Raw genomic sequence first — 26,715 nt, 5'->3', positions numbered from 1 at the left:
CCAGACAATAAAAAAATGCGAGGCAATGTCGTGGATAAGGAACTACTGGATGCAGGTTACCGGGCCTATACCGGCGAGAAGATTGACGTCTACTTCAACACGGCGATGTGTCAGCATTCGGGCAATTGCGTGCGGGGAAGCGCGAAGCTGTTTAACCTGAAACGTAAACCGTGGATTATTCCGGATGAAGTGGACGTTGCCACGGTCATCAAGGTCATCGATACCTGTCCGAGCGGTGCTCTGAAATATCGCCAAAAATGAGTGAGGGAAGCATGGAAATTCTTGCAGGCCACAACAAATTTTATGTCAACGATGCCGAAGGCAATCAGGTTGCCGAGATTGTTTTCGTGCCGACGGGCGAGCATCTGAGTATCATTGAACATACCGATGTTGACCCCAGTCTGAAAGGTCAGGGCGTCGGCAAACAGCTGGTGGCGAAAGTGGTAGAGAAGATGCGCGCTGAAAACCGCAAAGTGATTCCGCTGTGCCCGTTTGCCAAACATGAATTTGATAAAACCCGCGAGTACGACGATATCCGCGCCTGATTATCTTATATGCACCGGAAGGTATAACAGCCATCCGGTGCATCACGCCCGATGCAGTAAATCCTGATAAATCCCCGTCAGTATCCCTTGTGGGCCAAACTCTTTTTTAATCCACTGAGTGACACGACCGGTTGCCGAATGCTGGGTTGCCAAAAGCATTCGTGAATCCTGACGTGGGTTGTGGATCTGCCGTGTCACCAGCAATGACTTTTCCATCGCCTCGCGCACCATATAGTCTGGCAGAAAACCGATGCCCTCCCCCAGGATCTGGCACTGGCACTTGGTATTAAAATCGGGAACCAGAATCGACTCTTGACCGTGTAACAGCCAACCGACTTTTTTGTTGATGGTGTGTGCGGTGTCTTCCACCATGATGTTCGGGTACAGGCGCAGTTGGCTCTCAGAGATGGGTTCAGGCATAAACGCCAGCGGATGATCCGGAGCAATCGCGAACGACCAACGGATCGCGCCGATCTCGGTGTAATCAATTCCGCCGCCGTCCAGTAATGTATCGGGCGCGCCAATGGCGATATTGGCCAGGTTATTGATGATCGAATCCCAGACGCCGTTATACACCTCTGTAGTGACGGTTATCTGGCAGGTTGGAAACTGTTTCTTGAGTACCTGCAGCAGCCGCGCCGTATGTTGAGGGGTATACAACAGCTGGTTAATGCAGATGCGCACCCGAGCCTCAATTCCCTGAGCGATGGTATCAATGCTGCGCTTGATGGCGTGGAAATCGTTGAGCAGGTCGGTCGCCTTGCGAAACAGGTAACGCCCGGACTCGGTCAGCTCAATGCTGCGAGTACTGCGGGTAAACAGCACCACGTCGAGACCCATTTCCATGCGCTTAATGGTGTAACTAATTGCCGATGTGGTTAAGCCAAGCTCCTCCGCTGCCTTGCTGAAACTGCTATAGCGGGCAGCCATCGTAAATGCCAGTAGGTTTTCCTCGGTAAATATTGAATTCATCTTTCTCCCCTCCGGCGACAATGCGCATCCGCAACACGATGATTGTTGAATGTATTTGTAATCCTTATACAGAGCAATCAGTTTTGAACAGAATTTAACACTAGTTTTACATTTGATTTGAAGGCAATCACACTTCTGTATTTTAATTACAGGCCGCTATCCGTGCAGCATACCGCCTGATTTCCCGGACTACTGATTAGTGGCTAAAAGGGGCCCAGCCATAAGGGAAAGATTGCACTACAGCACGTTTTGTCCTCATTGTTAAAATTGATTCAATAATCGATGCGCTAACGATGAATGACATTTAAGCGGATGTTATTCTCTGCACTCTATTGCTATTCTCAGGTTATCGGATATTTAAAAAGTCTAAAAAACTGCAGGAGAGCGATTATGTCAGAGAAAGAACTCATTACTGAATTTCTGCTGGCGGCAGAACAGGGCAATGCCGATGGATTAAAATCCTGTCTGGCAAAAAATGTGGATATTAACGCCACTAACCGCCAGGGGCGTACTGCCATTATTATTGCCAGCCTGAATAAACATTATGACTGTGTTTCTTTATTGATTGCTGCGGGTGCCGATATTAATAAACAAGATCAAACTTGTTTTAACCCCTTCCTGATTAGCTGCCTGACGAATGATTTAACGCTGTTGCGTACGGTATTACCGGCTAACCCCGACCTCAATTGCCTGAGCCGTTTTGGCGGCGTTGGTATTACACCTGCCAGCGAAAAAGGTCATGTCGAGATCGTGCGCGAGCTGCTGCTGCGTACCGATATCAATGTCAACCATACTAATTTTGTTGGCTGGACGCCGCTTCTGGAAGCCATCGTGCTGAATGACGGCGGTGCGAAGCAGCAGGAGATCGTTAAGCTGCTGCTCGACCATGGCGCAAACCCGCACATGACGGATAAATACGGCAAAACCCCGCTGGAACTGGCGCGAGAGAAAGGGTACCACGAAATTGCCGAGCTGCTGATTGCGGCCGGAGCCTGACACAGGAGCGCCATTATCGCTACGCCATCACGGCGATGCGTACGGGCGCTAACCGCAGACAGCGCGTTTCTCACTTTCCGGGGAACGGGACGGGTTGAACAGGTTTTTTCTCACGCGGTAAACCTGTTGATACCCGAACAGCAGCGGCTGTTGACGTTACTGAGTGAGGATTGTGATAACGCACCTAACAGCTGTCGGTTGGCGCTGACGCATTGTGAAGACCTGTTTCACCCCGCTGAGCGGGTCAATTTTAGCGGGTCGGGAATAGTTGTTGGCAATGATAAATGGATAGAAACCGCCGGTTGCCTGCTGTGGCGAATACCACGGTGGACATCTGATGCAGCAAGCCTTGCCGCAGTCGGCTGGCAGCATTGGGAAGAGGTTATCCGCCAACAGCTAAAAAGCGACGACACATTATTTCTGTACCAGGGTGACAATCCGTTTTATCAGGAAATCACCCGTCAATTACTCAACCGCCGACAAACATTACTGATGGCGTTGCGTACAGGAGAAAATATTACTACGGCGGTCAGCCATTTAATTGGTTTGGGGATAGGGCTGACGCCCTCATCGGATGATTATTTAGTAGGCTTAAGCACCATTTTATTTATTCCCGGACATCCGCTGAGGAAATATCGAGATGATTTTTTAGCAGCATTGCAACGTGCAGGAAATAATACAACGCTACTTAGCAAAATAACGCTAGAGGAAGCATTTAATCAGCGTTATCGGGAAAGCATCGGCCGGCTGCTGAACCAATTTATTACTGAGCAACAACTCGTTTCTACGCAATATATTACTGACATTAAAAATATCGGTTCAAGTTCTGGCTGCGACATGCTGTATGGCATGGCGGATGCCTGCGCCCTGAGCCACAGGTCCGGAGGGAATTATGTCGATCAGGATAGTTGTTAAAAAGAACACGTATTTTGATTCTGTCTCACTGATGTCTATCTCCACGCGCGCAAATAAGCTCGATGGCGTTGAGCAGGCGTTTGTGGCTATGGCGACAGAGATGAATAAGGGCGTACTGAAGAATCTCGGCCTGCTGACGCCTGAGCTGGAAGAGGCGAAAAGTGGCGATCTGATGATTGTCATTAAAGGCACCAGCGAGGCGGCGAACGACCAAACGCTGATGGCGATTGACGATCTGTTTACGCATAAAGAGCAGGGTGGCCAGCATGAAGCGCGCTATGCCACGCTTGCCAGCGCGAAGAAGCATGTTCCTGAGAGCAATCTGGCGGTGATCTCGGTCAATGGCCTGTTTGCCGCGCGTGAAGCGCGCCAGGCGCTGCAAAATAACCTCAATGTGATGCTGTTCTCTGACAACGTCTCTCTTGAGGACGAGCTGGCGCTTAAGCAGCTGGCGCATGAAAAAGGGCTGCTGATGATGGGGCCAGATTGCGGAACCGCCATCATTAACGGCGCTGCGCTGTGTTTTGGCAACGCGGTGCGTCGCGGCAACATCGGAATTATTGGTGCCTCCGGTACCGGCAGCCAGGAGCTGAGCGTACGCATTCACGAATTTGGCGGCGGAATTTCCCAGTTGATTGGCACAGGTGGACGCGATCTTAGCGAAAAGATTGGCGGCCTGATGATGCTTGACGCGATTGGCATGCTGGAGGCCGATCCGCAAACTGAGATCATCGCACTTATCTCCAAACCGCCTGCGCCAGCGGTGGCGCGCAAGGTGCTGGAACGTGCGCGCACCTGTCATAAGCCCGTGGTGGTGTGTTTCCTCGGACGTGAAGCCGCGCCTGCGGATGAAAAAGGCCTGCAGTTTGCCCGCGGTACTAAAGAGGCGGCGTTGAAAGCGGTACTGCTGACCGGCGTGAAAAAAGAGAGTCTGGATCTGCATCCGCTCAACTGGCCGCTGATTGAAGAGGTTCGCGCCCGTCTGACTCCACAGCAAAAGTACATCCGTGGCTTGTTCTGCGGCGGCACGTTGTGCGATGAGGCGATGTTTGCTGCCATGGAAAAACATGCCGAAGTTTACAGCAACATTCATCCGGATCCGGCATTCCGCCTGAAAGATCTCAACCGCAGCGTGGCGCATACCTTCCTCGATTTCGGTGATGACGATTTTACCAACGGCAAACCGCACCCGATGATCGATCCCACCAACCGCATTAGTCGTCTGTTGCAGGAAGCACGCGATCCTGAAGTTGGCGTGATCGTGATGGACTTCGTCCTTGGATTTGGATCGCATGAAGATCCGGTTGGCGTGATGCTCGATGCGATCGTTGAAGCCAAAGCGATCGCCGCCGCAGACGGTCGTCCGCTTGAGATCCTCGGCTATGTGCTGGGAACCGATCTTGATACGCCGTCGCTGGAAAAACAGTGTCAGATGCTGACCGACGCCGGGGTTATCTGGGCGAGCAGTAGCACCAACACCGGATTGCTGGCGCGTGAATTTATCTGTAAAGGGGAGGAAGCCTGATGAGCCAGACACTGTTTAACCAGCCGCTGAACGTGATTAACGTTGGCATCGCAATGTTCAGCGATGACCTGAAAAAGCAGAACGTACCGGTGACCCAGCTCGACTGGACGCCGCCGGGCCAGGGCAACATGCAGGTCGTGGCTGCGCTGGACGACATTGCCGATTCGCCGCTGGCAGACAAAATCGCGGCCGCTAACCAGCAGGCGCTGGAACGCATTATCCAGTCGCATCCGGTGCTGATTGGCTATGACCAGGCGATCAACGTCGTGCCGGGCATGACCCGTAACACCATCCTGCACGCCGGGCCGCCAATCCGCTGGGAAAAAATGTGCGGCGCAATGAAGGGGGCGGTAACCGGGGCGCTGGTCTTTGAAGGGCTGGCGAAAGATCTGGATGAAGCCGCCGAACTGGCCGCCTCGGGTGAAATCATCTTCTCTCCGTGCCACGAGCATTACTGTGTCGGCTCGATGGCGGGCGTGACATCGGCATCGATGTTTATGCACATCGTCGAGAACAAAACCTATGGCAACCGCGCATATACCAATATGAGCGAGCAGATGGCGAAGATCCTGCGTATGGGTGCGAACGATCAGAGCGTTATCGATCGTTTGAACTGGATGCGCGATGTGCTGGGACCGATGCTGCGCGACGCTATGAAACTGGCGGGCGAAATCGATCTGCGCCTGATGCTGGCGCAGGCATTGCACATGGGTGATGAGTGCCATAACCGCAACAACGCCGGGACGGCGCTGCTGATTCAGGCGCTGACGCCGTGGATTATTCAGACCGGCTATCCGGTTGAACAGCAACGTGAGGTGTTCGAGTTCGTCCTTAGTAGTGATTACTTCTCCGGACCGACCTGGATGGCGATGTGTAAAGCCGCAATGGACGCTGCACACGGTATTGAATACAGCACCGTGGTGACGACGATGGCGCGCAACGGCGTTGAGTTCGGTCTGCGCATTAGCGGCTTACCGGGCCAGTGGTTTACCGGTCCGGCGCAGCAGGTGATTGGGCCAATGTTTGCGGGCTACAAGCCGGAAGATTCCGGACGTGATATCGGCGATAGCGCGATAACAGAAACCTACGGCATTGGCGGTTTCGCGATGGCGACGGCACCGGCCATCGTAGCGCTGGTGGGCGGTACGGTCGAAGAGGCCGTTGATTTCTCTCGCCAGATGCGAGAAATCACTCTCGGCGAAAACCCCAACGTCACCATTCCACTGCTTGGTTTTATGGGCGTACCGACCGCTATCGATATTACGCGCGTAGGCAGCACTGGCATTCTGCCGGTGATCAACACCGCTATTGCGCACAAAGACGCGGGGATCGGCATGATCGGCGCCGGAATAGTTCACCCGCCGTTCGCCTGTTTTGAAAAGGCGATCCTCAACTGGCGCGACCGCTACTGCCAATAACAATAACCGGGGCTAACGCGGTTAGCCCCACAGTAGCGAAGCGAAAAACGTTGCTTACCTGCAGGGCTGGGCGATCTCCGCGATCGCAAATGATGCTTAACCTGTTAAGGATATTCCATGAACAGCATAAAACTAGAATGGAAACGTGGTGACTGGGCGGCTTACTTTGGGTTGATGACCAACAACCTGACTAACCTGCTGACAATGATGGGGCTGCTCATTTTTGTCGTCGGGATCCCTACCGAAATTGTCTACGGTCGTATTGCGCCTGCCTTTGGTCTGGCGGTGCTGGTGGCCAGCGTCTGCTACGCCTGGTTTGGCCTGCAGATGGCAAAGCACACCGGGCGTAACGACGTAACGGCGCTGCCGTCCGGACCGAGTGCACCGTCAATCTTCACCGTGACCTTCCTGGTGCTGATGCCGGTTTATCAGCAAACCAAAGATGCCAACTTCGCTATCCAGATAGCCCTGGTGTGGTGCTTTGTCGAAGCGTTGATCCTGGTCGGCGGCTCCTTCCTGGGCGAGACCATCCGCAAGATGATCCCACGTACGGTACTGCTTTCTTGTCTGTCCGGCCTGGGGCTGTTGCTGCTGGCGATGAACCCGATGCTGCAGGCATTCGAAGCGCCGACGGTTTCTTTCATCGTCCTGTTGCTGATCTTCATTAACTGGTTCGGTAAGAAGCCGATTTTTGCCCGTATTCCTACCGGTTTACTGCTGCTGATTGCCGGTACGGCCCTGGCGTGGATCTCCGGTTTACAAAGCCCGGAAGCCATTAAAGCTTCGATATCTTCCTTTGGCTTCAATCCGCCGGAAATTCATGTCGACAGCTTCCTGCAAGGTTTACCGCACGCACTGCCGTATCTGGCTTCTGCAGTTCCTTTGGGCCTGGCGAACTATATTTTTGACCTTGAGAACATTGAAAGTGCGCACGCGGCGGGCGATGAGTACAACACCCGTAAGGTCATGATGGCGAACGGCTTTGCCTCCATGCTCGGCTGCATGCTGGGTAACCCGTTCCCGGTGACCGTATATGTTGGGCATGCGGGCTGGAAAGCGATGGGCGCCAGCATCGGCTATACCCTCGCTTCAGGCATCACCATGTTCCTGGTGCCGCTGTTTGGGCTGGGCGCGTTTATGCTCGCCATTATTCCGATGACCGCGATAGTGCCGATTCTGGTGTTTATCGGCGTGGTGACCGCCAACCAGGTGGTGCGAGAAACGCCCAAAGTCGAGGTTCCCGTTATCTTCATCTGTCTGTTCCCGTGGATCGCCAACTGGGCATTGACCATCGTCAACAGCGTGATGGGTGCCGCCGGAACTTCCGCGGGGAAACTGGGTAGTGACTTGCTGCACAGCAAAGGTGTCTATTACGACGGACTGGTGCATCTGGGAAGCGGCGCGCCGTTGGCCAGCATGCTGTGGGGCTGCGTCGCTATCTTCGCCATTATGAACAAGCCGTTACGCGGCGCGATTGCCGCAGCCTTTGGCGCGCTGTTATCGCTGTTTGGCGTGATCCACTCTCCGGCGGTTGGCTTTGCGGAAGGCAGCTCGATGATGTTTGTTGTGGCCTACCTGATGATGAGCGGCATGTTTGTCCTCAAGCATGTTCTTGATAGCCGTGAAGCGGTGACTGCGCCTGAGCAGGAACCAACGAAAACGACCTGAATTGCCTGCAAGCGGAAGATAACACTATGAAAGAACTTGTGGTCGTTGCCATTGGCGGCAACAGCATTATCAAAGATAACGCCAGCCAGTCGATTGAACACCAGGCTGAAGCGGTGAAAGCGGTAGCGGATACGGTGCTGGAGATGCTGGCATCGGACTACAACATTGTACTGACGCACGGTAACGGGCCACAGGTAGGGCTGGATCTGCGGCGTGCGGAAATCGCGCACGAGCGTGAAGGGCTGCCGCTTACCCCGCTGGCAAACTGCGTTGCCGATACGCAGGGCGGTATCGGTTACCTGATCCAACAGGCGCTGAATAACCGTCTGGCGCGGCGCGGTGAGCAGAGGGCAGTTACGGTGGTCACGCAGGTGGAGGTCGACAAAAACGATCCGGGCTTCGCTAATCCGACCAAGCCCATTGGAGCGTTCTTTAGCGAAGTGCAGCGTGATGAACTGCAGCGGGTCAATCCGGGCTGGCGCTTTGTTGAGGATTCGGGGCGCGGCTACCGTCGGGTAGTCGCCTCTCCACAACCGAAGCGCATTGTCGAGGCGGAGGCGATCAAAACGCTGACCCAGCAAGGCTTTGTGGTTATTGGCGCGGGCGGCGGCGGGATCCCGGTGGTGCGTAGCGATCAAGGGGATTACCAGAGCGTGGACGCAGTGATTGATAAAGATCTCTCCACGGCGCTACTGGCGCAAGAGATCCGCGCCGACATTTTGGTGATCACCACCGGCGTCGAGCAGGTCTGTATTCATTTTGGCAAACCCAACCAGCAGGCGCTGGATACGGTGGATGTTGCAACGATGACCCGTTACATGCAGGAGGGGCATTTCCCGCCGGGTAGCATGTTACCCAAGATCGTTGCCAGTCTGGCGTTTCTGGAGCGTGGCGGTAAACGAGTGATCATCACCACGCCGGAATGCCTGCCTGCCGCACTGCGCGGCGAAACGGGCACCCATATTGTCCATTCCTGAGAGGAGACGTGAATGAAGGAAAGTAACAGCCGCCGTGAATTTTTAAGCCAGAGCGGAAAAATGGTGACCGCTGCCGCGCTGTTTGGCGCGGTCGCTCCGGTCGCGTATGCTGCTAATCCTGTCGGGAACTCCTGCGGGTCGAAGAGCACAATGACGATTAACGATAAACACTATTACCTGGATAACGTCCTGCTGGAAGCGGGCTTTGATTACGAAAACTCAGTGGTGGTGCACACCCGTACCGCGCTGCAAACCGTTGAAATCAAAGACGGAAAAATCGTTGCGCTGCGCGAGAATAAGCAGCATCCGGATGCGACGCTGCCGCACTACGATGCGGGTGGAAAGTTGATGCTGCCCGCCATGCGCGACATGCACATCCATCTGGATAAAACCTTTTACGGCGGTCCCTGGCGTTCGCTGAACCGTCCGGCTGGCACCACTATTCAGGATATGATCCGCCTGGAACAAAAGCTGCTGCCTGAACTCCAGCCTTATACGCAGGAGCGTGCGGAAAAGCTGATCGATCTGCTGCAATCAAAAGGCACCTCGATCGCCCGCAGCCACTGCAACATAGAACCGGTTTCCGGGCTGAAAAATCTCGAAAACCTGCAGGCGGTACTGGCGCGTCGTCAACCGGGTTTTGCCTGTGAAATCGTGGCATTTCCGCAGCATGGCCTGCTGTTATCAAAATCTGAACCGCTGATGCGCGAAGCGATGCAGGCGGGAGCGCATTACGTCGGCGGTCTGGACCCAACCAGCGTCGATGGGGCGATGGAAAAATCCCTCGACACCATGTTCCAGATTGCGCTGGATTACGATAAAGGCGTAGATATCCATCTGCATGAAACCAGTCCGGCGGGTGTGGCGGCGGTGAATTACATGGTGGAAACGGTGGAGAAAACGCCGCAGCTAAAGGGCAAACTGACCATCAGCCACGCTTTTGCGCTGGCAACGCTGAACGAGCAGCAGGTTGACGCGCTGGCGACCCGTATGGCGGCGCAGCAGATTACAATTGCCTCGACGGTGCCGATTGGCACGCTGCATATGCCGCTCAAACAGCTGCGAGACAAAGGCGTGGAGGTGATTACCGGAACCGACAGCGTAATTGATCACTGGTCGCCGTATGGGCTGGGCGACATGCTGGAAAAGGCAAATCTGTACGCGCAGCTCTATATTCGCCCCAACGAACTGAACCTGTCGCGGGCGTTATTCCTCGCCACCGGCGATGTGTTGCCGCTTAACGATAAAGGCGAGCGCGTCTGGCCGAAAGCGCAGGATGAAGCCAGCTTTGTGCTGGTGGATGCCTCCTGTTCGGCGGAAGCGGTCGCGCGAATTTCCCCACGCACCGCGACCTTCCATAAAGGGCAACTGGTGTGGGGGAATGTCGCAAGCTAGCCTGGTTTTACGCGCAGCGGCAAGCGCTGCTGCGCTCTCTTAGTGTTAACCGACGATCCCCATATAGCCGTGAATCCCCATATATAAGCCGACCATCGCAATGAGCACACTGGAAAAATAGGGAGCTTTGCGTGCCATCGTGTTAAATCCGCTCCAGCGTTTGGCCGCCTGCTGCACGCTGATTGCCGCTCCCACGCCCACCGTTACGAGCGTCAGCGCCAGCCCGAGGCTGAAGCACAGCACCATGGTCGCACCCAGCGTGAAGGCTTTGAGCTGGATGCAAATCAGCAGCACCGTAATGGCGGCTGGGCACGGGATAAGCCCGCCGGTCAGACCGAACAGTAATATTTGGCCGTTGGTGACCTCTTTGCCCGCAAAGCGGCGCTGAATATCGGTGGCATGCGCCCGTTCGTGGGCATCCTGATACTCTTTCGATCCTTCGGTGAGTCCTGCCAGTGCGGCATGGTCGTTATTATGCTCGTGTTCGTGATGATGATGGTGATGATCGTCATCGTGGCCATGATGATGGTCATCATGATCATGATCATGGTGGTGGTGATGGTCGTGATTGTGGTCGTGATGCGTCTGGGCCAGCCAGTTCTGCTCTCCCTGCCAGGTTCGCCAGAACATCCAGAATGCGGTCCCGAGAATAATAATCGCCGAGACAAACTGCAGCCAGGGCTCAACGGCCTGGGCAGTAAACGCTTTGCTGATATACATCCCACCGAGCGCAATCAGCCATACCACGGCGGTATGCGACAGCGTTGCTGCCAGCCCCAGCATCACCGCCTGTTTGATGGTCCCCTTAATGGCAATAATAAAGGCCGCCATCATCGTCTTGGAATGCCCCGGTTCCAGACCGTGCAACACACCCAATAGAATCGCGCTGGGAATGAAAAACCAGGCGTTACCTTGCTGAAGAAGCGTAGAAAACTCACCCATGAGAATGATTCTTAGTTGTTTAATTTCGCCTGATTCTACTCCCCCCCAGTATCAAATACTACCCCCCAGTAGAATGTCGATGGTATTGTCCCTACAGCCAGACGTTAAAAAGGTAAAGTTATGTCACATACGATCCGCGACAAACAAAAGCTGAAAGCTCGAACCAGCAAGATTCAGGGGCAGGTAGCGGCGTTGAAAACCATGCTGGATGAACCGCATGAATGCGCGGCAGTATTGCAGCAAATAGCGGCGATCCGTGGGGCAGTAAACGGATTAATGCGTGAAGTGATTAAAGGTCATCTGACCGAGCACATTGTGCATCAGGGCGATGAAATTAAGCGCGAAGAAGATTTGGATGTGGTCCTGAAAGTGCTGGATTCGTACATCAAATAAGTCAGTTTAACGGCTCATCCACGTTCAATACTGTCCAGTTAAGCATGCAGGGTGAACATGTTCTTCTTGCTCAGGGTTCCGTTCACCTCAGCAGTGTCATTTATCTGAAGCACAGATACCCGTGAACGTGTAAAGGGCGTTCTTCGCCACGCCCTTTACAATCCCGGCTCCCGGCGGGAAAATTGTTGCTGCGCAATACCCTCCGCTTATTCCTCCAGGCTACCGGGCCGGGTGCGAGGTAGCGTCCCTGCAAAACGCGCCCTGAGCCAGCATCCATGCTGGCTCTCCCGTCCTTACGGAAACACGTCGGCAATTTTCAGCCGGACTCGCCCACACCTGACCATCGGCGCTTTTATTTGAATATCTCTGAACAGCAAAACAGATTTAACTGGAAGTCAGAGTACTAAAGCGACACCCAGGTCCGGCTGAAAAGCGATGAAGCGTTGACGGCTGACCGGGTCTGCCCGCAGGGACGCAGGCTCGGCCCCGACCCGACAGGCAGGCGGAAAAGGAGCCGCTAAACAACACGTTCTAGCCAAAAAACATCACAGATACGCACAGCAGACCGACAATCAGGGTGATCAGGTTACCCACTGAACGGTACGGCTTCAGCGCCGGGATCAGATAGGTAGACAATGTCGGCATGATAAACAAAATCATGGCAATCAGCGGGCCGCTTATCGCGTAAATCATTGAAATAGCATTAGGATTAATGCAGCAGATGATAAACGTGATAGCCGAGACAAGCATGATGGACAGAGCGCGGTTAAAGGCCCGGCTTTTCTTCACACCCACCTGATGCAACGACGTTTTTACTACCTCCGTTGCCCCTTCAATCACGCCAAAGTAGGTGCCGAGGAACGATTTTGACATCGCGACAACGGCAACGATGATCCCGGAAATCGACAGCCATGCCGGTGCGTTTGGCATCATCGACAGCGCGGAAAGAATCGTCACGCCTTCATTTTTCGCGTCTTCGATATAGTTTGTCGGAATCGAAAGCAAGCAGCTGAAGACGAAAAACAGTACGCTCAGGCAGATGATGACGTAGGCTACCTTCATGATTTTTTTGCATTTACCCATGGCCTGCTCGCCGTATTTCTCTCGTCTGTCGATGGCGAACGTAGAGATAATTGGCGTATGGCTAAAAGCGAAAACCATCACGGGAATAGATATCCAAACCTGATGAAGCGTGTGCTGATCGAAAGACATCTGGCCGGTGAGTAGCGTTGGCTGCCAGTTTCCGGTCAGGTAGAGCGAAAGGAACAAAAAGTACGCGATGAGCGGGAACACCAAAAAGCCCATGACCCGAATAGTGGCTTGTCGGCCCATCAGAAAAATCAGGTTCAGCACCAGCACCACGCCAAGGCTGACCAACATGCGGATCCGCAGATCGATAGTGATATGTTTTGCCAGCTGTTCAGTGAGTGAATTGGTTATCGCTACGGCGTAGATCAGCACCACCACAAAGAAGGCAATAAAATAGAGGGTGGTGATCAGGCTGCCAATCTTCTTGCCGTAGTAGTGGGTAACCGCGCCAGTGATCCCTTCACCAGCCGACGTTTTTGAGGACAGGATAAACTGACACAGCGCCTTGTGCGGCCAGTAGGTTAAAGGCCAGGCGACGAGTGCGGTGATAAACAATACCACCGCGCCTGCAGAACCCAGCTGTATGGGTAGGAATAGGGTTCCTGCGCCGACGGCAGTCCCATATAGTGCGAAGCTCCAGAGAGTCTCTTCTTTTGACCAAAATTTCGACATTATTTGAACGTATCAACTATAAAATAAACAAAAAGAAGCGCAATTTACCACAAATGGCAGGGACTGGGGGAGGTGTGAACAAGCGGGCGAGTGAATGGGACAATAGCCGGAACCGAGAAGATTCCGACTATTATTTTAATTATCAGGCAGTAACGCGCTGCTGGCGGCGCTTCATAACGCGCTCGCGTAACGTGTCATAAGCCCAGTTATAGAACATGGTGTACGGCAGGAAGAACAGGAAGAAACCTATTTCCAGCGTGAATGCCTGAACCAGGCTGACGTTCAGCACATACGCCACGATGCTCACCCCGATCACAATAAAACCGCTCTCGAAGCCTAAGGCGTGAAATGCTCGCACTTTCGCCGTACGTTTTACCAGGTGTGACGGCCACAAACGGTCAAACAGGGCGTTATAAATGATATTCCAGATCATCGCTGTGGTGGCGAGAAGAATGGTCAGTCCGCCCATTTCCAGCACCGAGCGCTGCATCAACCATGCGGTGGTTGGTGCGAGGATCGCGGTGGCAATGCCTTCAAAGCAGACGGCATGAAAAATACGCTCCACTAACGAGCGGCGTTGGACAGTATCGTGTTGCATAACCTAAAACCTTCTTTGATGCCCGGATAACGGAATGGTGGCAATTTTATCGTTTTATGTGATATCTAAAAGATAGTATCCATCGATAAAGTAGATAGCTCATGCGTTATTCTCCTGAAGCATTAACGGCATTTGTAGAGACCGTTTCCTGCGGTTCATTTTCTGCGGCGGCCCGGCGGCTGCGTAAAAGCCAGTCCACTATCAGTACGGCCATTGCGCATCTGGAAGCCGATCTTGGTTTTGCACTGTTTGACCGCTCATCCCGCCAGCCAACGCTGACCGAGGAAGGTAAGCGGGTGTTGGGCTATGTGCAGGCTATTCTGACGGCCAGCGAACGTCTCGATGAGGCGGCGATCTCGCTGTCGGGTGAAACTGAGGCGCGTCTGACCTTTGTGCTGTCTGACACGCTGCATCCGGATGTGCTGGAAGAGTTGATGGTGCAGTTTGATCGCAAGTTTCCCCATACCGAGTTTGAATGCCTGATTGGTGAAGATGAAGACGTGATCGATCTGCTGCAAAAAGGACGTGCTCAGGTGGGGTTGATCGAGGCGCGGGAAGATTACCCGACCGACATGGGCGTTACGCGTCTGCCGATGCAAACCTGGATGGGATTATACGTTGCAGCGTCGCATCCGCTCGCGGCTCAAGAAAAACTGCAGTGGGAGCAGCTACACACCTGGCGCGAGCTGCGTTTGAATACCTATCTGGAAAGCGGCACCAACGTGGCGCGCGGCCCCGTCTGGTCTGCTCCTAACTATCTGTTATTGCTAAGTATGGCTGTTCAGGGATTCGGCTGGTGCGCGCTCCCTTGTGCGCTGGTGGAGGAGTTTGCGGCAGAAAAACCACTGGTGCAATTAAAGATGCCTGGCTGGCCAAAGGCTATCTCTATCGATCTGTTGTGGAATAAGAAATCACCGCCTGGTGTGGCAGGAAGCTGGTTGCGTGACCATTTACAGCAGAGTGGCGTTCAGATGACCAATAAGTGATACGAATTTCCTTTGTGATAAAAATCACCGTTCTTAAACAACCTTGATAACTATTTTTAACAATCATCTACTATTGCGATGTTATTTTGCGCTGAGGTAGTGATGAAAGAGGTTGTGATCGTCGGGGCATTAAGGACACCGATTGGCTGCTTCCAGGGGACGCTGGCGCGCCACTCTGCCGTTGAGTTAGGCAGCATGGTGGTCAAGGCGTTACTGGAACGCACGGGCGTGGACGTTCACGCTGTGGATGAAGTGATCCTCGGACAGGTGCTTACCGCAGGTGCCGGGCAGAACCCTGCGCGTCAGTCTGCCATCAATGGTGGGCTACCCAATACCGTTTCCGCCATCACCATTAACGATGTCTGTGGCTCGGGTCTGAAAGCGCTGCATCTGGCGACCCAGGCTATCCAGTGTGGCGAAGCCGACATTGTGATTGCGGGCGGGCAAGAGAATATGAGCCGTGCACCGCATGTCCTTACCGATAGCCGCACTGGCGCACAGCTGGGGAACAGCCAACTGGTCGACAGCCTGGTACATGACGGTCTGTGGGATGCCTTCAACGATTATCACATGGGCGTTACCGCAGAAAACCTGGCGCGAGAATACGGAATCAGCCGCGAATTGCAGGATGCCTACGCGCTGCACTCGCAGCACAAAGCGCGGATGGCAATTGATGCCGGACGCTTTAAAGATGAAATCGTGCCGGTGGTAACACAGCGTAATGGGCAATCGTTCGTGGTGGACACCGACGAACAACCGCGTACCGATGCCAGCGCCGAGGGGCTGGCGCGTCTGGATCCTACCTTTGACAGACTCGGTTCGGTAACGGCGGGTAACGCGTCATCCATCAACGACGGTGCCGCTGCGGTGATGATGATGAGCGAGGCCAAGGCGCAGGAACTTAACTTACCTGTGTTGGCCCGTATTCGCGCCTTTGCCAGCGTCGGAGTCGACCCTGCGCTCATGGGGATTGCGCCAGTGTATGCAACACGCCGCTGCCTTGAGCGCGTGGGCTGGCAACTGGCTGATGTTGATCTTATCGAAGCTAATGAAGCCTTCGCCGCGCAGGCATTATCCGTTGGGAAAATGCTGGAGTGGGATGAACGGCGGGTGAATGTGAACGGCGGGGCCATTGCGCTCGGCCATCCGATTGGCGCTTCTGGCTGTCGTATTCTGGTTTCGCTGGTACATGAAATGGTGAAACGTCGGGCGCACAAGGGCCTGGCAACGCTGTGTATTGGTGGTGGTCAGGGGGTGGCGCTCGCTATCGAACGAGACTAATCCCCGTCATACTTCAAGCTGCATGTGCGTTGGCTTTACTCGCTCACCCCAGTCACGTACTTATGTACGCTCCGGGGAATTCGCTGCGTCGCCGCGTGATTCGGCCTTACGGCCTCACCCCTTCGGGGCCAGCGCAAGCGCTGTTCAAAACGGCCGGGAAGTTTTGTCCTGCAACTCGAATTATTTAGGGTATATATTTTTCTTCTCGAACAGTTTTCTGCCGTGTTATCTCTTCCTCTATAAAAAAGCCCTCCAGCAGGAGGGCAAGGCCAGTTACAGAAACATACACTCTAAACCCTGCCAACATATCAAAACGTTGTTTCATTTCATGTGATTGATAGCGCACTTTGTTAGAAAAGGTGTGTGAATGACGTATGAGCCTGGCTGTATTTTCAATATCTTATCCCTGCCACTAATGATCTACTTTTTTGTGTTTTTATCTATCTAATTGTTTTAAATGATTTTATTGAAACAAATTTTGCGATTTATATGCGCTAGCGTGATCGCACTTACACTTTTGATAATAAGATGCGGAAAAAGTGAAACATCGTTTTAGTTATAATTGAAAACACATTCAGGGAGGGATATCATGAGCGCATAAGATAAAACGGAACAGCGTTTTGCTATTCGTTTAAGCATTCACGGTCAATTTATCACTGGAGGTAAATGTGGACGTAAGACAAAGCATCCATAGTGCGCATGCGAAAACCCTGGACACTCAGGGGCTGCGTAATGAGTTTTTGGTCGAAGAAGTGTTTGTCGCAGATGAATACACCATGGTCTACAGCCACATCGACCGCATCATTGTTGGCGGCATTATGCCAGTGGCCAAAACCGTCTCTGTGGGTGGCGAAGTCGGCAAACAGCTGGGCGTAACCTATTTCCTCGAACGTCGTGAGCTGGGTGTGATCAATATCGGCGGCCCGGGCACGATTACCGTTGACGGCCAGTGCTATGAAATTGGTCATCGCGACGCGCTGTACGTCGGAAAAGGGGCAAAAGAAGTGGTATTCGCCAGTATTGATACGGCGAAACCGGCGAAGTTTTACTACAACTGCGCGCCGGCACACACGACTTACCCAACTAAGAAAGTCACGCCTGCAGACGTTGCGCCAGTGACGCTGGGCGATAACCTCACCAGTAACCGTCGTACCATCAACAAATACTTTGTGCCGGATGTTCTGGAAACCTGCCAGTTGAGCATGGGTCTGACTGAACTGGCACCGGGTAACCTGTGGAACACCATGCCGTGTCATACCCATGAACGTCGTATGGAAGTCTATTTCTACTTCAATATGGAAGAAGACACCTGCGTCTTCCACATGATGGGTCAGCCTCAGGAAACGCGTCATATTGTGATGCACAACGAGCAGGCGGTGATTTCTCCAAGCTGGTCTATTCACTCCGGCGTCGGCACAAAAGCTTATACGTTCATTTGGGGCATGGTCGGCGAAAACCAGGTCTTTGATGATATGGACCATGTTGCAGTAAAAGATCTGCGCTAGTTGCGGGCGACAGCCGTGCCTGCTGCGGCGGGCATTATAAAAAAATTAAGGATTTACAATGATTTTGAATGCATTCTCTCTTGAAGGTAAAGTCGCCGTTGTGACCGGTTGTGACACAGGTTTGGGTCAGGGTATGGCGCTGGGTCTGGCTGAAGCGGGCTGCGATATCGTCGGTATCAACATTGTTGAACCGACAGAAACCATCGAACGCGTGACCGCACTGGGCCGCCGTTTTTTAAGCCTGACCGCCGATCTGCGTCAAATCGATGGTATTCCGGCACTGCTGGAGCGCGCAGTGGCAGAATTCGGCCATATCGATATTCTGGTCAACAACGCGGGTCTTATCCGTCGTGACGATGCGATCGACTTCAGCGAAAAAGACTGGGATGACGTGATGAACCTGAATATTAAGAGCGTGTTCTTTATGTCTCAGGCCGCGGCGAAGCACTTTATCGCTCAGGGTAACGGCGGCAAAATTATCAATATCGCCTCTATGCTTTCCTTCCAGGGCGGGATCCGCGTGCCGTCTTACACCGCATCTAAAAGCGGCGTAATGGGTGTTACCCGTCTGATGGCGAACGAGTGGGCAAAACATAACATCAACGTCAACGCGATTGCACCAGGTTACATGGCGACGAATAACACCCAACAGCTGCGTGCTGATGAGCAGCGTAGCGCAGAGATCCTCGATCGTATCCCGGCGGGGCGTTGGGGTTTACCGAGCGACCTGATGGGGCCTGTCGTGTTCCTGGCGTCCAGCGCATCTGACTATATCAACGGCTATACCGTTGCAGTAGATGGCGGCTGGCTGGCACGTTAATTCACTTTCCAGAACCGTTAAACCCTGCCTTCTGGCAGGGTTTTTTTATATTCGGATTAATAAAATCCATATTGTGGTTATAAATTATTCCATATTAAATTTCATACGTATAAATTTATTGTTTTTAATATCCTTTAATATCAACAAATTAAATTTAATTGAGTGATTGTCGGTAAATTTTAAAATTGGAATATCCATCACATAACCATGTGGTGTAGCTATTTAATCCATGTTTTTGCCGTTTCCCGCCTGACGCTTCCTGCAAGGGATCCCTTACTTTCAATGGCATGGTTACTCTGTATCTGGCAGGAAAAAATGGTCTCAATAAATAATGATGCTGCTTTAGCGCCGCGCCCAGTGCGCGATACGCGACGTATGAATATGTTTGTTTCTATCTCTGCGGCTGTCGCAGGGTTGTTATTCGGCCTGGATATTGGCGTGATTGCTGGCGCGTTGCCTTTTATCACCGATCACTTTGTGTTGACCAGCCGCCTGCAGGAGTGGGTGGTAAGCAGCATGATGCTGGGTGCGGCAATTGGTGCGCTGTTTAACGGTTGGTTGTCATTCCGCCTGGGGCGCAAATACAGCCTGATGGCGGGCGCGATCCTTTTCGTCGTCGGATCTCTGGGCTCGGCGTTTGCTTCCAGCGTAGAAATGCTCATTTTTGCCCGCGTGGTGCTGGGCGTTGCGGTGGGGATCGCGTCTTACACCGCACCGCTCTATCTCTCCGAAATGGCCAGCGAAAACGTGCGTGGCAAGATGATCAGTATGTATCAGCTGATGGTGACGCTGGGCATCGTTCTGGCCTTTTTGTCCGATACCGCGTTCAGCTACAGCGGTAACTGGCGCGCTATGCTTGGCGTGCTGGCGCTTCCGGCTGTATTGCTGATTATTCTGGTTGTTTTCTTGCCCAACAGCCCGCGCTGGCTGGCGGAGAAAGGTCGCCACATCGAAGCTGAAGAAGTACTGCGCATGTTGCGCGATACGTCAGAAAAAGCCCGCGATGAGCTGAACGAAATCCGTGAAAGCCTGAAGCTGAAGCAGGGTGGTTGGGCGCTGTTTAAAATTAACCGTAACGTGCGTCGCGCGGTTTTCCTCGGAATGTTACTGCAGGCGATGCAGCAGTTCACCGGGATGAACATCATCATGTACTACGCGCCGCGCATTTTTAAAATGGCAGGTTTTACTACCACAGAGCAGCAGATGATTGCCACGCTGGTAGTTGGCTTAACGTTTATGTTCGCCACCTTTATTGCCGTCTTCACGGTCGACAAAGCAGGACGTAAACCGGCGCTGAAAATTGGTTTCAGCGTAATGGCCATCGGGACGCTGGTGCTTGGTTATTGCCTGATGCAGTTTGATAACGGCACGGCTTCCAGTGGGCTATCCTGGCTGTCAGTTGGCATGACGATGATGTGTATTGCAGGCTATGCGATGAGCGCCGCGCCGGTGGTGTGGATCCTGTGTTCGGAAATTCAGCCACTGAAATGCCGTGATTTTGGTATTACCTGCTCCACCACCACCAACTGGGTGTCGAACATGATCATTGGCGCAACGTTCCTGACGCTGCTCGACAGCATTGGTGCCGCCGGTACGTTCTGGCTCTATACTGCGCTGAACGTCGTGTTTATTGGCATCACGTTCTGGCTGATTCCAGAAACCAAAAACGTCACGCTGGAGCATATCGAACGTAAGCTGATGGCAGGCGAGAAGTTAAGAGATATTGGGGTGTAAGTCAGACAAGCATGCCGGATGGCGCTTCAGCCTTGTCCGGCCTGCGAGTGGAGTCTCTTACAGGCCGGGAAAGCGTCAACGCGACCCGGCTTTTTTATTTAGCACCTTACCCGTGCAGAAAATCTTCGCGAATTGGGGTAAAGGTATCCAGCAGCGTTCCCGGTTTTAAGCAGACGCAGCCATGCATAATGTTGGGCTGTTTATACAGAGTATCGCCCGCCCTAACGATATGTTTCTCTTCGCCGATGGTAAATTCAAACTCACCGGACAACACGTAAGTCAGCTGCTCATGCGGATGATTGTGCATCGGGCCGATTGCGCCTTGCTCGAAGTTCACCTCAACCGCCATCATGTTACCGCCGTGAGCAAGAATGCGCCGGGTAACGCCATTGCCCAGATCGTCAAGCGTGGTCTCTTTATGAAAAATAAACATCCGGCCTTCCTGTAATTAATTAAAACAGTGTTTCATTAAAGCTATATCAGAAAATTAAAAAAAGAAATGCACGCCAACAGATGTGGAAAGTTGATCACATCTTTGGTTCACTGGAGAGACAACAACGAGTCAGGGGAAATGATGAAAACGATCGGTCTGTTAGGCGGTATGAGCTGGGAATCTACCATTCCTTATTATCGACTCATTAATGAAGGCATAAAACAGCGTCTGGGTGGTCTGCATTCTGCGCAGATTCTGTTGCACAGCGTGGATTTTCACGAGATTGAAGTCTGCCAGTCAAGCGGTGACTGGCAGCGAGCCGGTGAGATCCTCGCGCAGGCCGCCACAGGGCTACAGCAAGCCGGGGCGCAAGGAATTGTGCTGTGTACCAACACCATGCACAAAGTTGCTGAGGCGATTGAAAGCGCCTGTGATGTACCGTTTCTGCATATTGCCGACGCGACGGGGCGGGCGATACAAAAGCAGCAGATGAACAACGTGGCGCTACTGGGTACGCGTTACACCATGGAGCAGGATTTTTACCGCGGGCGTTTACAGACTGAATTCGGCATTAGCACGTTGATCCCTGAAGCTGATGATCGTCAGAAAATAAACCAGATTATTTTCGATGAGCTGTGTCTCGGTGAATTCAGCGAGGCTTCCCGCGATTATTACCTGGGCGTCATCGACCAACTGGCGAAACAGGGGGCGCAAGGGGTGATCTTTGGCTGTACCGAGATTGGTCTGCTGGTTCCCACCGAGCTAAGCCCACTACCGGTTTTCGACACCGCGGCAATCCATGCGCAAGATGCGGTGGCGTTTATGCTTTCGGCTGTGGATGCAAAATAGCCTCCAGCGGGTCAATAAGCCTCGGTAGATGGGCCTGCAGATGCGCCGTAAAAGCATCAACCAGCGCCGAGGCGGGGCGATGAAGCGGGTGAATCAGGCTGACTGTAAAGGGTACCGAAATACTGAAGCGGCGGATAACGACTCCGCTGCTGGCGTAATCCAGCGCGGTCAGTGGGTTCACCACCGAGATCCCAACGCCTGCCCGTACCATTGCACAAATTGAAGCGGCGCTATGGGTTTCAATCACCATGCGGCGCTTCACCTGGTGCTCATTAAACAGGGTATCCAGTAGCTGACGGTAGCTGTCGGTGCGCGACAGGCTGATGTAGTTTTCTCCCTGAAAATCCTGCGGCGTTAACACCGCTTTCTTAGTCAGCGGATGGCCCTGCGGTAGCACGCACACTTCATCCAGCGCCAGCAATTCGGTGCGTTTCGTTCCGGCAGGCGTATGCAGCGTTTCCGTTAACCCCAGATCGTGGCGCTGCGCCGACAGCCACTCTTCCAGCAGCGGTGACTCCTGCGGCACTATCTGAATATTGACCTGTGGATAGCGTGCGAGGAATGGCTGCAGCAGCGGCGGTAAAAAAGACTGTGAGAATACCGGCAGGCAAACAATCGACAATTCGCCCTGGCGAAACTCGCGCAGACTTTCGGCGGCGCTCACAATTCTGTCCAGGCCATACCACGAACGTTGCACCTCTTCAAACAGACGTAACCCTTGCACGGTTGGGTGCAGTCGGCCACGCGTACGTTCAAACAGCGTTAATCCCAGCACTTTCTCGAATCGGGCCAGTTCCCGGCTGACGGTGGGCTGCGAGGTATGTAGCATGCGCGCGGCTTCTGTCAGATTGCCTGCCGTCATGATGGCGTGAAAAATTTCGATGTGTCGCAGGTTAACGGCGGGCATGGGCAATCCTCAAATGAATCAATCCATATCATTTTTGCATAGACTCACGATAAAACGATATTTTTTATTCTTTTCGGGCTGTGGCGTAATCATAAAAAAGCCAATACCGGAGCACACCATGCCACGCCCACTCAATAGTACTGACACTGACCTGACCGCCGACAACCTGCTGCGCCTGCCTGCCGAATTCGGCTGTCCGGTGTGGGTCTATGATGCGCAGATTATCCGCGGGCAGATTGCCAAATTGAGTCAGTTTGACGTGGTGCGTTTCGCCCAAAAGGCATGTTCGAATATTCATATTTTGCGCCTGATGCGCGAGCAGGGCGTGAAGGTTGATTCCGTCTCGCTTGGCGAAATTGAACGTGCGTTGGCGGCAGGCTTCGTACCGGGGAAAGATGAAATCGTCTTTACCGCCGATATGATTGATGAAGCGACGCTCGCGCGGGTGCATGAATTGAGCATTCCGGTAAATGCCGGGTCGGTGGATATGCTGGAACAACTGGGCCAGGTCTCGCCGGGCCATCGCGTGTGGCTACGCGTAAACCCTGGCTTTGGGCATGGGCACAGTCAGAAAACCAATACCGGCGGCGAAAACAGCAAGCACGGGATCTGGTATAGCGATCTTCCCGCGGCGCTGGAGGTGATTCAGCGCTATAAGCTGAAGCTGGTGGGGATTCATATGCATATCGGCTCCGGCGTGGACTATGCGCATCTGGAGCAGGTGTGCGGTGCGATGGTGCGCCAGGTGGTTGAATTTGGCCAGGATCTGGAGGCGATCTCCGCAGGTGGTGGTTTATCAATCCCGTATCGCGAAGGTGAAGAGGCGATCGATACCGATCACTACTTTGGATTGTGGAACGCTGCGCGTGAACAGATTGCTAAACACCTGGGTCACCCGATCGCGCTTGAGATAGAGCCTGGTCGTTTTCTGGTCGCGGAAGCTGGCGTGTTAGTGGCGCAGGTACGTAGCGTAAAAGAAATGGGCAGCCGTCACTTTGTGCTGATCGATGCGGGCTTCAACGATCTAATACGCCCGGCCATGTACGGTAGCTATCACCATATCTCAGCGCTGTCAGGAGATGGTCGCTCTCTGGAGCACACACCGCAACGGGAAACCGTGGTAGCCGGGCCGCTGTGCGAATCTGGCGACGTGTTTACCCAGCAGGAAGGCGGAAATGTGGAAACCCGTCTGTTGCCTGCGGTGGTGCCGGGCGATTATCTGGTGCTGCATGATACCGGGGCGTACGGCGCGTCAATGTCGTCAAACTACAATAGCCGTCCGCTGCTGCCGGAAGTTTTGTTCGATAACGGCGTGGCGCGGCTGATTCGCCGTCGCCAGACCATTGATGAGCTGTTAGCGCTGGAATTAATCTGATTACAGCGTTGTGAAATGCCGGATGGCGCTACGCTTATCCGGCCTACAAGATTAACTGCGCCGCCATCCGGCATTTGATTACTTAAAGTATGGCCCGAGCGTTACTGAGTCACGTAGTACCAGTTTGCCGGTGAACGGTGGGATTGGCTCGACGCTCTCGCCGTTGGCCAGCCGAATAGCCTGGTCGATTGCCGTGGTTATCATGGTATCAATCGGTAGATAAACGGTAGACAGCCCCGGCTCCAGCCATTTGGCGCTGGGCGCATCATCAAAACCAAACAGTGAGACGTCCGTTGGGATCCTCAGCCCGGCCTGATGTAACGCTTTTGATGCGCCTAATGCCATGTCATCGTTACAGGCGAACAGGGCGCTAAATTTTACCCCTTCCTCCAGCAGTTCACGGCAGGCCTCATAGCCTCGCGTCATCGTGGAGTCGCCGTATTTGACCTTATCGGGATCCCAGGGAATACCGTTTTTTTCCAGCGCCTTACGATATCCCATCAGGCGGGATTTACCGGTAGGCGTATGACCTGGCACAGTGATACAAGCAATATCGCTATGTCCCTGCGAGATCAGATAATTGACCGCCTGATAGGCCGCGTCTTCCTGTTCAAAGAAAATTGCGCGATCGCGAGCCTGGCTGACATCACGGTTGATGACCAGCAAGGGCATAGCAATGCTGTTCATCAACGACATAATCGCCTTTTCACTCATATAGCGGGTATAGAGAATAATGGCGTCGCACTGCCTGTCCGCCAGCATTTGCACGGCTTCCTGCTCACGCTCTGGTGTGTCGTGGCCGTCGGTGACGATCAACTGCTTGCCGTGAGATTCCGTCTGGCGTGAAGCCTGTTGCAGCAGGCGGCCAAAGTAGAATCCATCAAATGTGGAAACTACCAGACCAATGCTGTTGCTGGTGCGGTTTGCCAAAGAGCGCGCTAAAAAATTAGGCCGATAATCAAGTGCCTGCATGGCCTTAAACACTTTCTGACGCGTGCTCTCTTTTACCTGACCCGTGCCATTCAGTACGCGCGAAACGGTCGCTTTTGAGACGCCTGCATGTCGTGAAACGTCCAACATCGTAGTCATAACGCTATCCTGGTTATTCGTTTGACGATGAATTCCCCGGCTCTGTCAGCGTCGAAACGGAATGGCGACGCACCAGAGTTGGGTTAAAAACGTGGGTAATTTCAGGCACGGGACGCTTCTCCGCCAGCGCGAGCGCCAGTTCGGCAGCCTGGGTTGCCATCGTCACGATCGGGTAGCGCACCGTGGTCAGACGCGGGCGCACGTAGCGGGAAACCAGCACATCATCAAAACCAATCAGCGAGATTTCTCCCGGCACATCAATGCCGTTATCATTCAATACGCCCATGGCACCAGCGGCCATTGAGTCGTTGTAGCAGGCTACCGCAGTGAAGTTTTTGCCACGGCCAAGTAACTCTGTCATGGCCTGCTCACCGCCGCTTTCATCCGGTTCACCAAACGTTACCAGTCGATCGCTGACAGGAATATTGCTCTCTGCCAGCGCGTCGTAATAGCCTTGCAGACGATCTTCCGCATCTGAAATCGTGTGATTGGAGCACAGATAGCCAATGCGTGTATGGCCCTGCTGAATGAGGTGTCGGGTTGCGAGCCATGCGCCGAAACGGTCATCAAGGGCAACGCAGCGTTGTTCGAATCCCGGCAGAATTCGGTTAATCAATACCATGCCGGGGATTTGCTTCATGAGTGATGCCAGCTCAGCATCCGGGATAATTTTTGCGTGGACAACAAGGGCTGCGCAGCGGTGGCGAATGAGCTGTTCAATCGCCTGTCGTTCCTTCTGTTCGTTATGGTAGCCGTTACCAATCAGTAAAAAATTACCGGTGTTATACGCCACCTGCTCGACAGCTTTAACCATTGCCCCAAAAAATGGATCGGACACATCACCTACCACCAGACCGATGGTTTCAGTGGATTGTTGTGCCAGCGCACGCGCATTGGCGTTGGGGTGGTAGCTGAGTGATTCCATTGCACTCGTTACGGCCAGGCGCGATGCTTCGCTGGCTTTAGGGGAATCATTAATCACTCGAGAAACGGTGGCGACTGATACACCAGCTAGTCGGGCTACATCCTTTATGGTCGCCATGATAGTACCTGTTGTGGGTAAACGCTTACATTCCGTCAGTGTTACGGAAAATGGCTGGCTGTTCAAGCAGATTGCCCGTCAGAACGTCGCAAATGTGAGCGCACACGAGCGAAGTAAGACAGAAAATAGAAAATGCTAATTTTTGCTTACACTTTGCGATGTGCTGTTGCGATTGTTCGCTGGTGAGGGAACTGAGCAGATTGCTAGAGTTGAGATCCCAGAGGTATTGATAGGTGAAATCAACTTTCGGGTTGATCACTAGAATTACACCAGCCTGCGCAGATGCGCAGGTTTTTTTTTACCTTCAGCCTATCTGTAACAGTAACCGATAATTTACACAACTCGTTGCATTTGGGTTCATTCCTTTGCGTTTTCGCACTGGCGTATCTGGCTGCTGACGACCACAATCAAGATCCCAGAGGTATTGATTGGTGAGATTATTCGGTACGCACTTCGTACCTGTCTCTTGCACCAACCTGCGCGGATGCGCAGGTTTTTTTTCGGATTGTATTTACCAGTTACCTGTCGCGCCCATTCCCCAACTCGTATACTCTCCCACCATTGATGTTTATATAATTAATGGCACAGG

At 53.2% G+C, this 26,715-nt stretch carries 25 protein-coding genes; 17 read left to right on the top strand and 8 right to left on the bottom strand.

The window, feature by feature from the left end; all coding sequences use genetic code 11:
* The first annotated feature begins 30 nt into the window (after positions 1–30).
* Entirely contained in the window at positions 31–261 is a 231-nt protein-coding gene (yjdI, locus tag SK38_RS18015; protein ID WP_003825544.1) for a 4Fe-4S mono-cluster protein YjdI, read from the top strand.
* Between the two features lie 11 nt (positions 262–272).
* Entirely contained in the window at positions 273–545 is a 273-nt protein-coding gene (locus tag SK38_RS18010; protein ID WP_003033869.1) for a GNAT family N-acetyltransferase, read from the top strand.
* A 42-nt stretch (positions 546–587) separates the two neighbouring features.
* Here SK38_RS18010 and SK38_RS18005 read toward each other — a convergent pair whose 3' ends face one another.
* The gene (locus tag SK38_RS18005; protein WP_003825551.1) at positions 588–1,517 is read right to left on the bottom strand and encodes a LysR substrate-binding domain-containing protein; all 930 of its coding nucleotides are present in this window, start codon (positions 1,515–1,517) and stop codon (positions 588–590) included.
* Positions 1,518–1,907: 390 nt separating this feature from the next.
* Here SK38_RS18005 and SK38_RS18000 point away from each other — a divergent pair, with 390 nt between their 5' ends.
* From SK38_RS18000 to SK38_RS17970, 7 genes are all read left to right on the top strand, one after another.
* Positions 1,908–2,513 (top strand): ankyrin repeat domain-containing protein, encoded by a 606-nt coding sequence (locus tag SK38_RS18000; protein WP_038633392.1) that lies wholly within the window; start codon positions 1,908–1,910, stop codon positions 2,511–2,513.
* Positions 2,514–2,639: 126 nt separating this feature from the next.
* Complete coding sequence (locus SK38_RS17995; RefSeq protein ID WP_048236715.1) at positions 2,640–3,428, top strand: oxamate carbamoyltransferase subunit AllH family protein; 789 nt, start codon at positions 2,640–2,642, stop codon at positions 3,426–3,428.
* Complete coding sequence (gene fdrA / locus SK38_RS17990; RefSeq protein ID WP_048236714.1) at positions 3,406–4,953, top strand: acyl-CoA synthetase FdrA; 1,548 nt, start codon at positions 3,406–3,408, stop codon at positions 4,951–4,953. The genes SK38_RS17995 and fdrA overlap by 23 nt, the downstream gene beginning before the upstream one ends.
* A complete protein-coding gene (locus tag SK38_RS17985; protein WP_048236712.1) occupies positions 4,953–6,371 on the top strand; it encodes a YlbE family protein in 1,419 nt (472 codons plus the stop codon). The genes fdrA and SK38_RS17985 overlap by 1 nt, the downstream gene beginning before the upstream one ends.
* 117 nt (positions 6,372–6,488) lie before the next feature.
* Positions 6,489–8,039 carry a hypothetical protein gene (locus tag SK38_RS17980; RefSeq protein ID WP_048236710.1) on the top strand — a complete coding sequence of 517 codons (1,551 nt, stop codon included), beginning with the start codon at positions 6,489–6,491 and terminating at the stop codon, positions 8,037–8,039.
* A gap of 26 nt (positions 8,040–8,065) precedes the next feature.
* A complete protein-coding gene (locus tag SK38_RS17975; RefSeq protein WP_008785727.1) occupies positions 8,066–9,016 on the top strand; it encodes a carbamate kinase family protein in 951 nt (316 codons plus the stop codon).
* A 12-nt stretch (positions 9,017–9,028) separates the two neighbouring features.
* Positions 9,029–10,411 (top strand): amidohydrolase family protein, encoded by a 1,383-nt coding sequence (locus SK38_RS17970; RefSeq protein WP_048236708.1) that lies wholly within the window; start codon positions 9,029–9,031, stop codon positions 10,409–10,411.
* A gap of 45 nt (positions 10,412–10,456) precedes the next feature.
* On the opposite strand, the gene SK38_RS17965 is transcribed toward SK38_RS17970, so the two are convergent.
* Positions 10,457–11,353 carry a nickel/cobalt efflux protein RcnA gene (locus SK38_RS17965; RefSeq protein ID WP_048236707.1) on the bottom strand — a complete coding sequence of 299 codons (897 nt, stop codon included), beginning with the start codon at positions 11,351–11,353 and terminating at the stop codon, positions 10,457–10,459.
* Between the two features lie 120 nt (positions 11,354–11,473).
* On the opposite strand from SK38_RS17965, the gene rcnR reads away from it, so the two are divergent.
* Positions 11,474–11,746, top strand: a complete 273-nt coding sequence (gene rcnR / locus SK38_RS17960) for a Ni(II)/Co(II)-binding transcriptional repressor RcnR (RefSeq protein ID WP_003825567.1) — start codon at positions 11,474–11,476, stop codon at positions 11,744–11,746.
* A gap of 531 nt (positions 11,747–12,277) precedes the next feature.
* On the opposite strand, the gene SK38_RS17955 is transcribed toward rcnR, so the two are convergent.
* Both SK38_RS17955 and SK38_RS17950 read right to left on the bottom strand, forming a co-directional pair.
* Positions 12,278–13,507: an amino acid permease gene (locus tag SK38_RS17955; RefSeq protein ID WP_048236706.1), complete on the bottom strand. Its 1,230-nt coding sequence runs from the start codon at positions 13,505–13,507 to the stop codon at positions 12,278–12,280.
* Positions 13,508–13,649: 142 nt separating this feature from the next.
* Positions 13,650–14,105 carry a multidrug/biocide efflux PACE transporter gene (locus SK38_RS17950; RefSeq protein ID WP_008785723.1) on the bottom strand — a complete coding sequence of 152 codons (456 nt, stop codon included), beginning with the start codon at positions 14,103–14,105 and terminating at the stop codon, positions 13,650–13,652.
* Between the two features lie 101 nt (positions 14,106–14,206).
* Here SK38_RS17950 and SK38_RS17945 point away from each other — a divergent pair, with 101 nt between their 5' ends.
* The 5 genes from SK38_RS17945 (at position 14,207) to araE (ending at position 20,431) form a co-directional block, all read left to right on the top strand.
* Complete coding sequence (locus tag SK38_RS17945; RefSeq protein WP_008785722.1) at positions 14,207–15,091, top strand: LysR family transcriptional regulator; 885 nt, start codon at positions 14,207–14,209, stop codon at positions 15,089–15,091.
* A 102-nt stretch (positions 15,092–15,193) separates the two neighbouring features.
* Positions 15,194–16,372, top strand: a complete 1,179-nt coding sequence (locus tag SK38_RS17940; protein WP_032944867.1) for an acetyl-CoA C-acetyltransferase — start codon at positions 15,194–15,196, stop codon at positions 16,370–16,372.
* Between the two features lie 668 nt (positions 16,373–17,040).
* Positions 17,041–17,877 (top strand): 5-dehydro-4-deoxy-D-glucuronate isomerase, encoded by an 837-nt coding sequence (gene kduI / locus SK38_RS17935; protein WP_008785720.1) that lies wholly within the window; start codon positions 17,041–17,043, stop codon positions 17,875–17,877.
* Positions 17,878–17,935: 58 nt separating this feature from the next.
* Positions 17,936–18,697: a 2-dehydro-3-deoxy-D-gluconate 5-dehydrogenase KduD gene (gene kduD, locus SK38_RS17930; protein WP_003033923.1), complete on the top strand. Its 762-nt coding sequence runs from the start codon at positions 17,936–17,938 to the stop codon at positions 18,695–18,697.
* Between the two features lie 315 nt (positions 18,698–19,012).
* Positions 19,013–20,431, top strand: coding sequence for an arabinose-proton symporter AraE (araE, locus tag SK38_RS17925; protein WP_003033926.1), 1,419 nt, complete (start codon positions 19,013–19,015; stop codon positions 20,429–20,431).
* A gap of 106 nt (positions 20,432–20,537) precedes the next feature.
* Here araE and SK38_RS17920 read toward each other — a convergent pair whose 3' ends face one another.
* Complete coding sequence (locus SK38_RS17920) at positions 20,538–20,864, bottom strand: cupin domain-containing protein (RefSeq protein WP_003825583.1); 327 nt, start codon at positions 20,862–20,864, stop codon at positions 20,538–20,540.
* 141 nt (positions 20,865–21,005) lie between these two features.
* On the opposite strand from SK38_RS17920, the gene SK38_RS17915 reads away from it, so the two are divergent.
* A complete protein-coding gene (locus tag SK38_RS17915) occupies positions 21,006–21,713 on the top strand; it encodes an aspartate/glutamate racemase (RefSeq protein WP_048236705.1) in 708 nt (235 codons plus the stop codon).
* Here the strand turns inward: SK38_RS17915 and SK38_RS17910 are convergent.
* On the bottom strand, positions 21,685–22,620 hold the full coding sequence (locus SK38_RS17910; RefSeq protein ID WP_008785717.1) for a LysR family transcriptional regulator: 936 nt from the start codon (positions 22,618–22,620) through the stop codon (positions 21,685–21,687). The two genes, SK38_RS17915 and SK38_RS17910, sit on opposite strands and share 29 nt — an antisense overlap.
* Positions 22,621–22,738: 118 nt before the next feature.
* On the opposite strand from SK38_RS17910, the gene lysA reads away from it, so the two are divergent.
* Positions 22,739–23,995, top strand: coding sequence for a diaminopimelate decarboxylase (gene lysA / locus SK38_RS17905; protein ID WP_048236704.1), 1,257 nt, complete (start codon positions 22,739–22,741; stop codon positions 23,993–23,995).
* Positions 23,996–24,073: 78 nt separating this feature from the next.
* Here lysA and SK38_RS17900 read toward each other — a convergent pair whose 3' ends face one another.
* Positions 24,074–25,084: a LacI family DNA-binding transcriptional regulator gene (locus SK38_RS17900; RefSeq protein ID WP_008785715.1), complete on the bottom strand. Its 1,011-nt coding sequence runs from the start codon at positions 25,082–25,084 to the stop codon at positions 24,074–24,076.
* A gap of 13 nt (positions 25,085–25,097) precedes the next feature.
* Entirely contained in the window at positions 25,098–26,126 is a 1,029-nt protein-coding gene (galR, locus tag SK38_RS17895) for an HTH-type transcriptional regulator GalR (RefSeq protein ID WP_048215625.1), read from the bottom strand.
* Positions 26,127–26,715: the final 589 nt, after the last annotated feature.

The sequence above is a fragment of the Citrobacter sp. MGH110 genome, from assembly GCF_001037515.1.
Lineage (GTDB): Bacteria > Pseudomonadota > Gammaproteobacteria > Enterobacterales > Enterobacteriaceae > Citrobacter > Citrobacter portucalensis.
This window is presented reverse-complemented; position numbering and strand designations above follow the sequence as displayed.

Coding starts and splice junctions, on each gene's coding strand:
- kduD (WP_003033923.1), top strand. CDS start 17,936: ATGATTTTGAATGCATTCTCTCTTGAAGGTAAAGTCGCCGTTGTGACC.
- galR (WP_048215625.1), bottom strand. CDS start 26,126: ATGGCGACCATAAAGGATGTAGCCCGACTAGCTGGTGTATCAGTCGCC.
- SK38_RS17965 (WP_048236707.1), bottom strand. CDS start 11,353: ATGGGTGAGTTTTCTACGCTTCTTCAGCAAGGTAACGCCTGGTTTTTC.
- SK38_RS17900 (WP_008785715.1), bottom strand. CDS start 25,084: ATGACTACGATGTTGGACGTTTCACGACATGCAGGCGTCTCAAAAGCG.
- SK38_RS17950 (WP_008785723.1), bottom strand. CDS start 14,105: ATGCAACACGATACTGTCCAACGCCGCTCGTTAGTGGAGCGTATTTTT.
- fdrA (WP_048236714.1), top strand. CDS start 3,406: ATGTCGATCAGGATAGTTGTTAAAAAGAACACGTATTTTGATTCTGTC.
- SK38_RS17955 (WP_048236706.1), bottom strand. CDS start 13,507: ATGTCGAAATTTTGGTCAAAAGAAGAGACTCTCTGGAGCTTCGCACTA.
- SK38_RS17920 (WP_003825583.1), bottom strand. CDS start 20,864: ATGTTTATTTTTCATAAAGAGACCACGCTTGACGATCTGGGCAATGGC.
- SK38_RS17915 (WP_048236705.1), top strand. CDS start 21,006: ATGAAAACGATCGGTCTGTTAGGCGGTATGAGCTGGGAATCTACCATT.
- SK38_RS17985 (WP_048236712.1), top strand. CDS start 4,953: ATGAGCCAGACACTGTTTAACCAGCCGCTGAACGTGATTAACGTTGGC.
- SK38_RS17945 (WP_008785722.1), top strand. CDS start 14,207: ATGCGTTATTCTCCTGAAGCATTAACGGCATTTGTAGAGACCGTTTCC.
- lysA (WP_048236704.1), top strand. CDS start 22,739: ATGCCACGCCCACTCAATAGTACTGACACTGACCTGACCGCCGACAAC.
- SK38_RS17980 (WP_048236710.1), top strand. CDS start 6,489: ATGAACAGCATAAAACTAGAATGGAAACGTGGTGACTGGGCGGCTTAC.
- SK38_RS18010 (WP_003033869.1), top strand. CDS start 273: ATGGAAATTCTTGCAGGCCACAACAAATTTTATGTCAACGATGCCGAA.
- SK38_RS17910 (WP_008785717.1), bottom strand. CDS start 22,620: ATGCCCGCCGTTAACCTGCGACACATCGAAATTTTTCACGCCATCATG.
- araE (WP_003033926.1), top strand. CDS start 19,013: ATGGTCTCAATAAATAATGATGCTGCTTTAGCGCCGCGCCCAGTGCGC.
- SK38_RS18005 (WP_003825551.1), bottom strand. CDS start 1,517: ATGAATTCAATATTTACCGAGGAAAACCTACTGGCATTTACGATGGCT.
- SK38_RS18000 (WP_038633392.1), top strand. CDS start 1,908: ATGTCAGAGAAAGAACTCATTACTGAATTTCTGCTGGCGGCAGAACAG.
- SK38_RS17970 (WP_048236708.1), top strand. CDS start 9,029: ATGAAGGAAAGTAACAGCCGCCGTGAATTTTTAAGCCAGAGCGGAAAA.
- SK38_RS17940 (WP_032944867.1), top strand. CDS start 15,194: ATGAAAGAGGTTGTGATCGTCGGGGCATTAAGGACACCGATTGGCTGC.
- SK38_RS17975 (WP_008785727.1), top strand. CDS start 8,066: ATGAAAGAACTTGTGGTCGTTGCCATTGGCGGCAACAGCATTATCAAA.
- rcnR (WP_003825567.1), top strand. CDS start 11,474: ATGTCACATACGATCCGCGACAAACAAAAGCTGAAAGCTCGAACCAGC.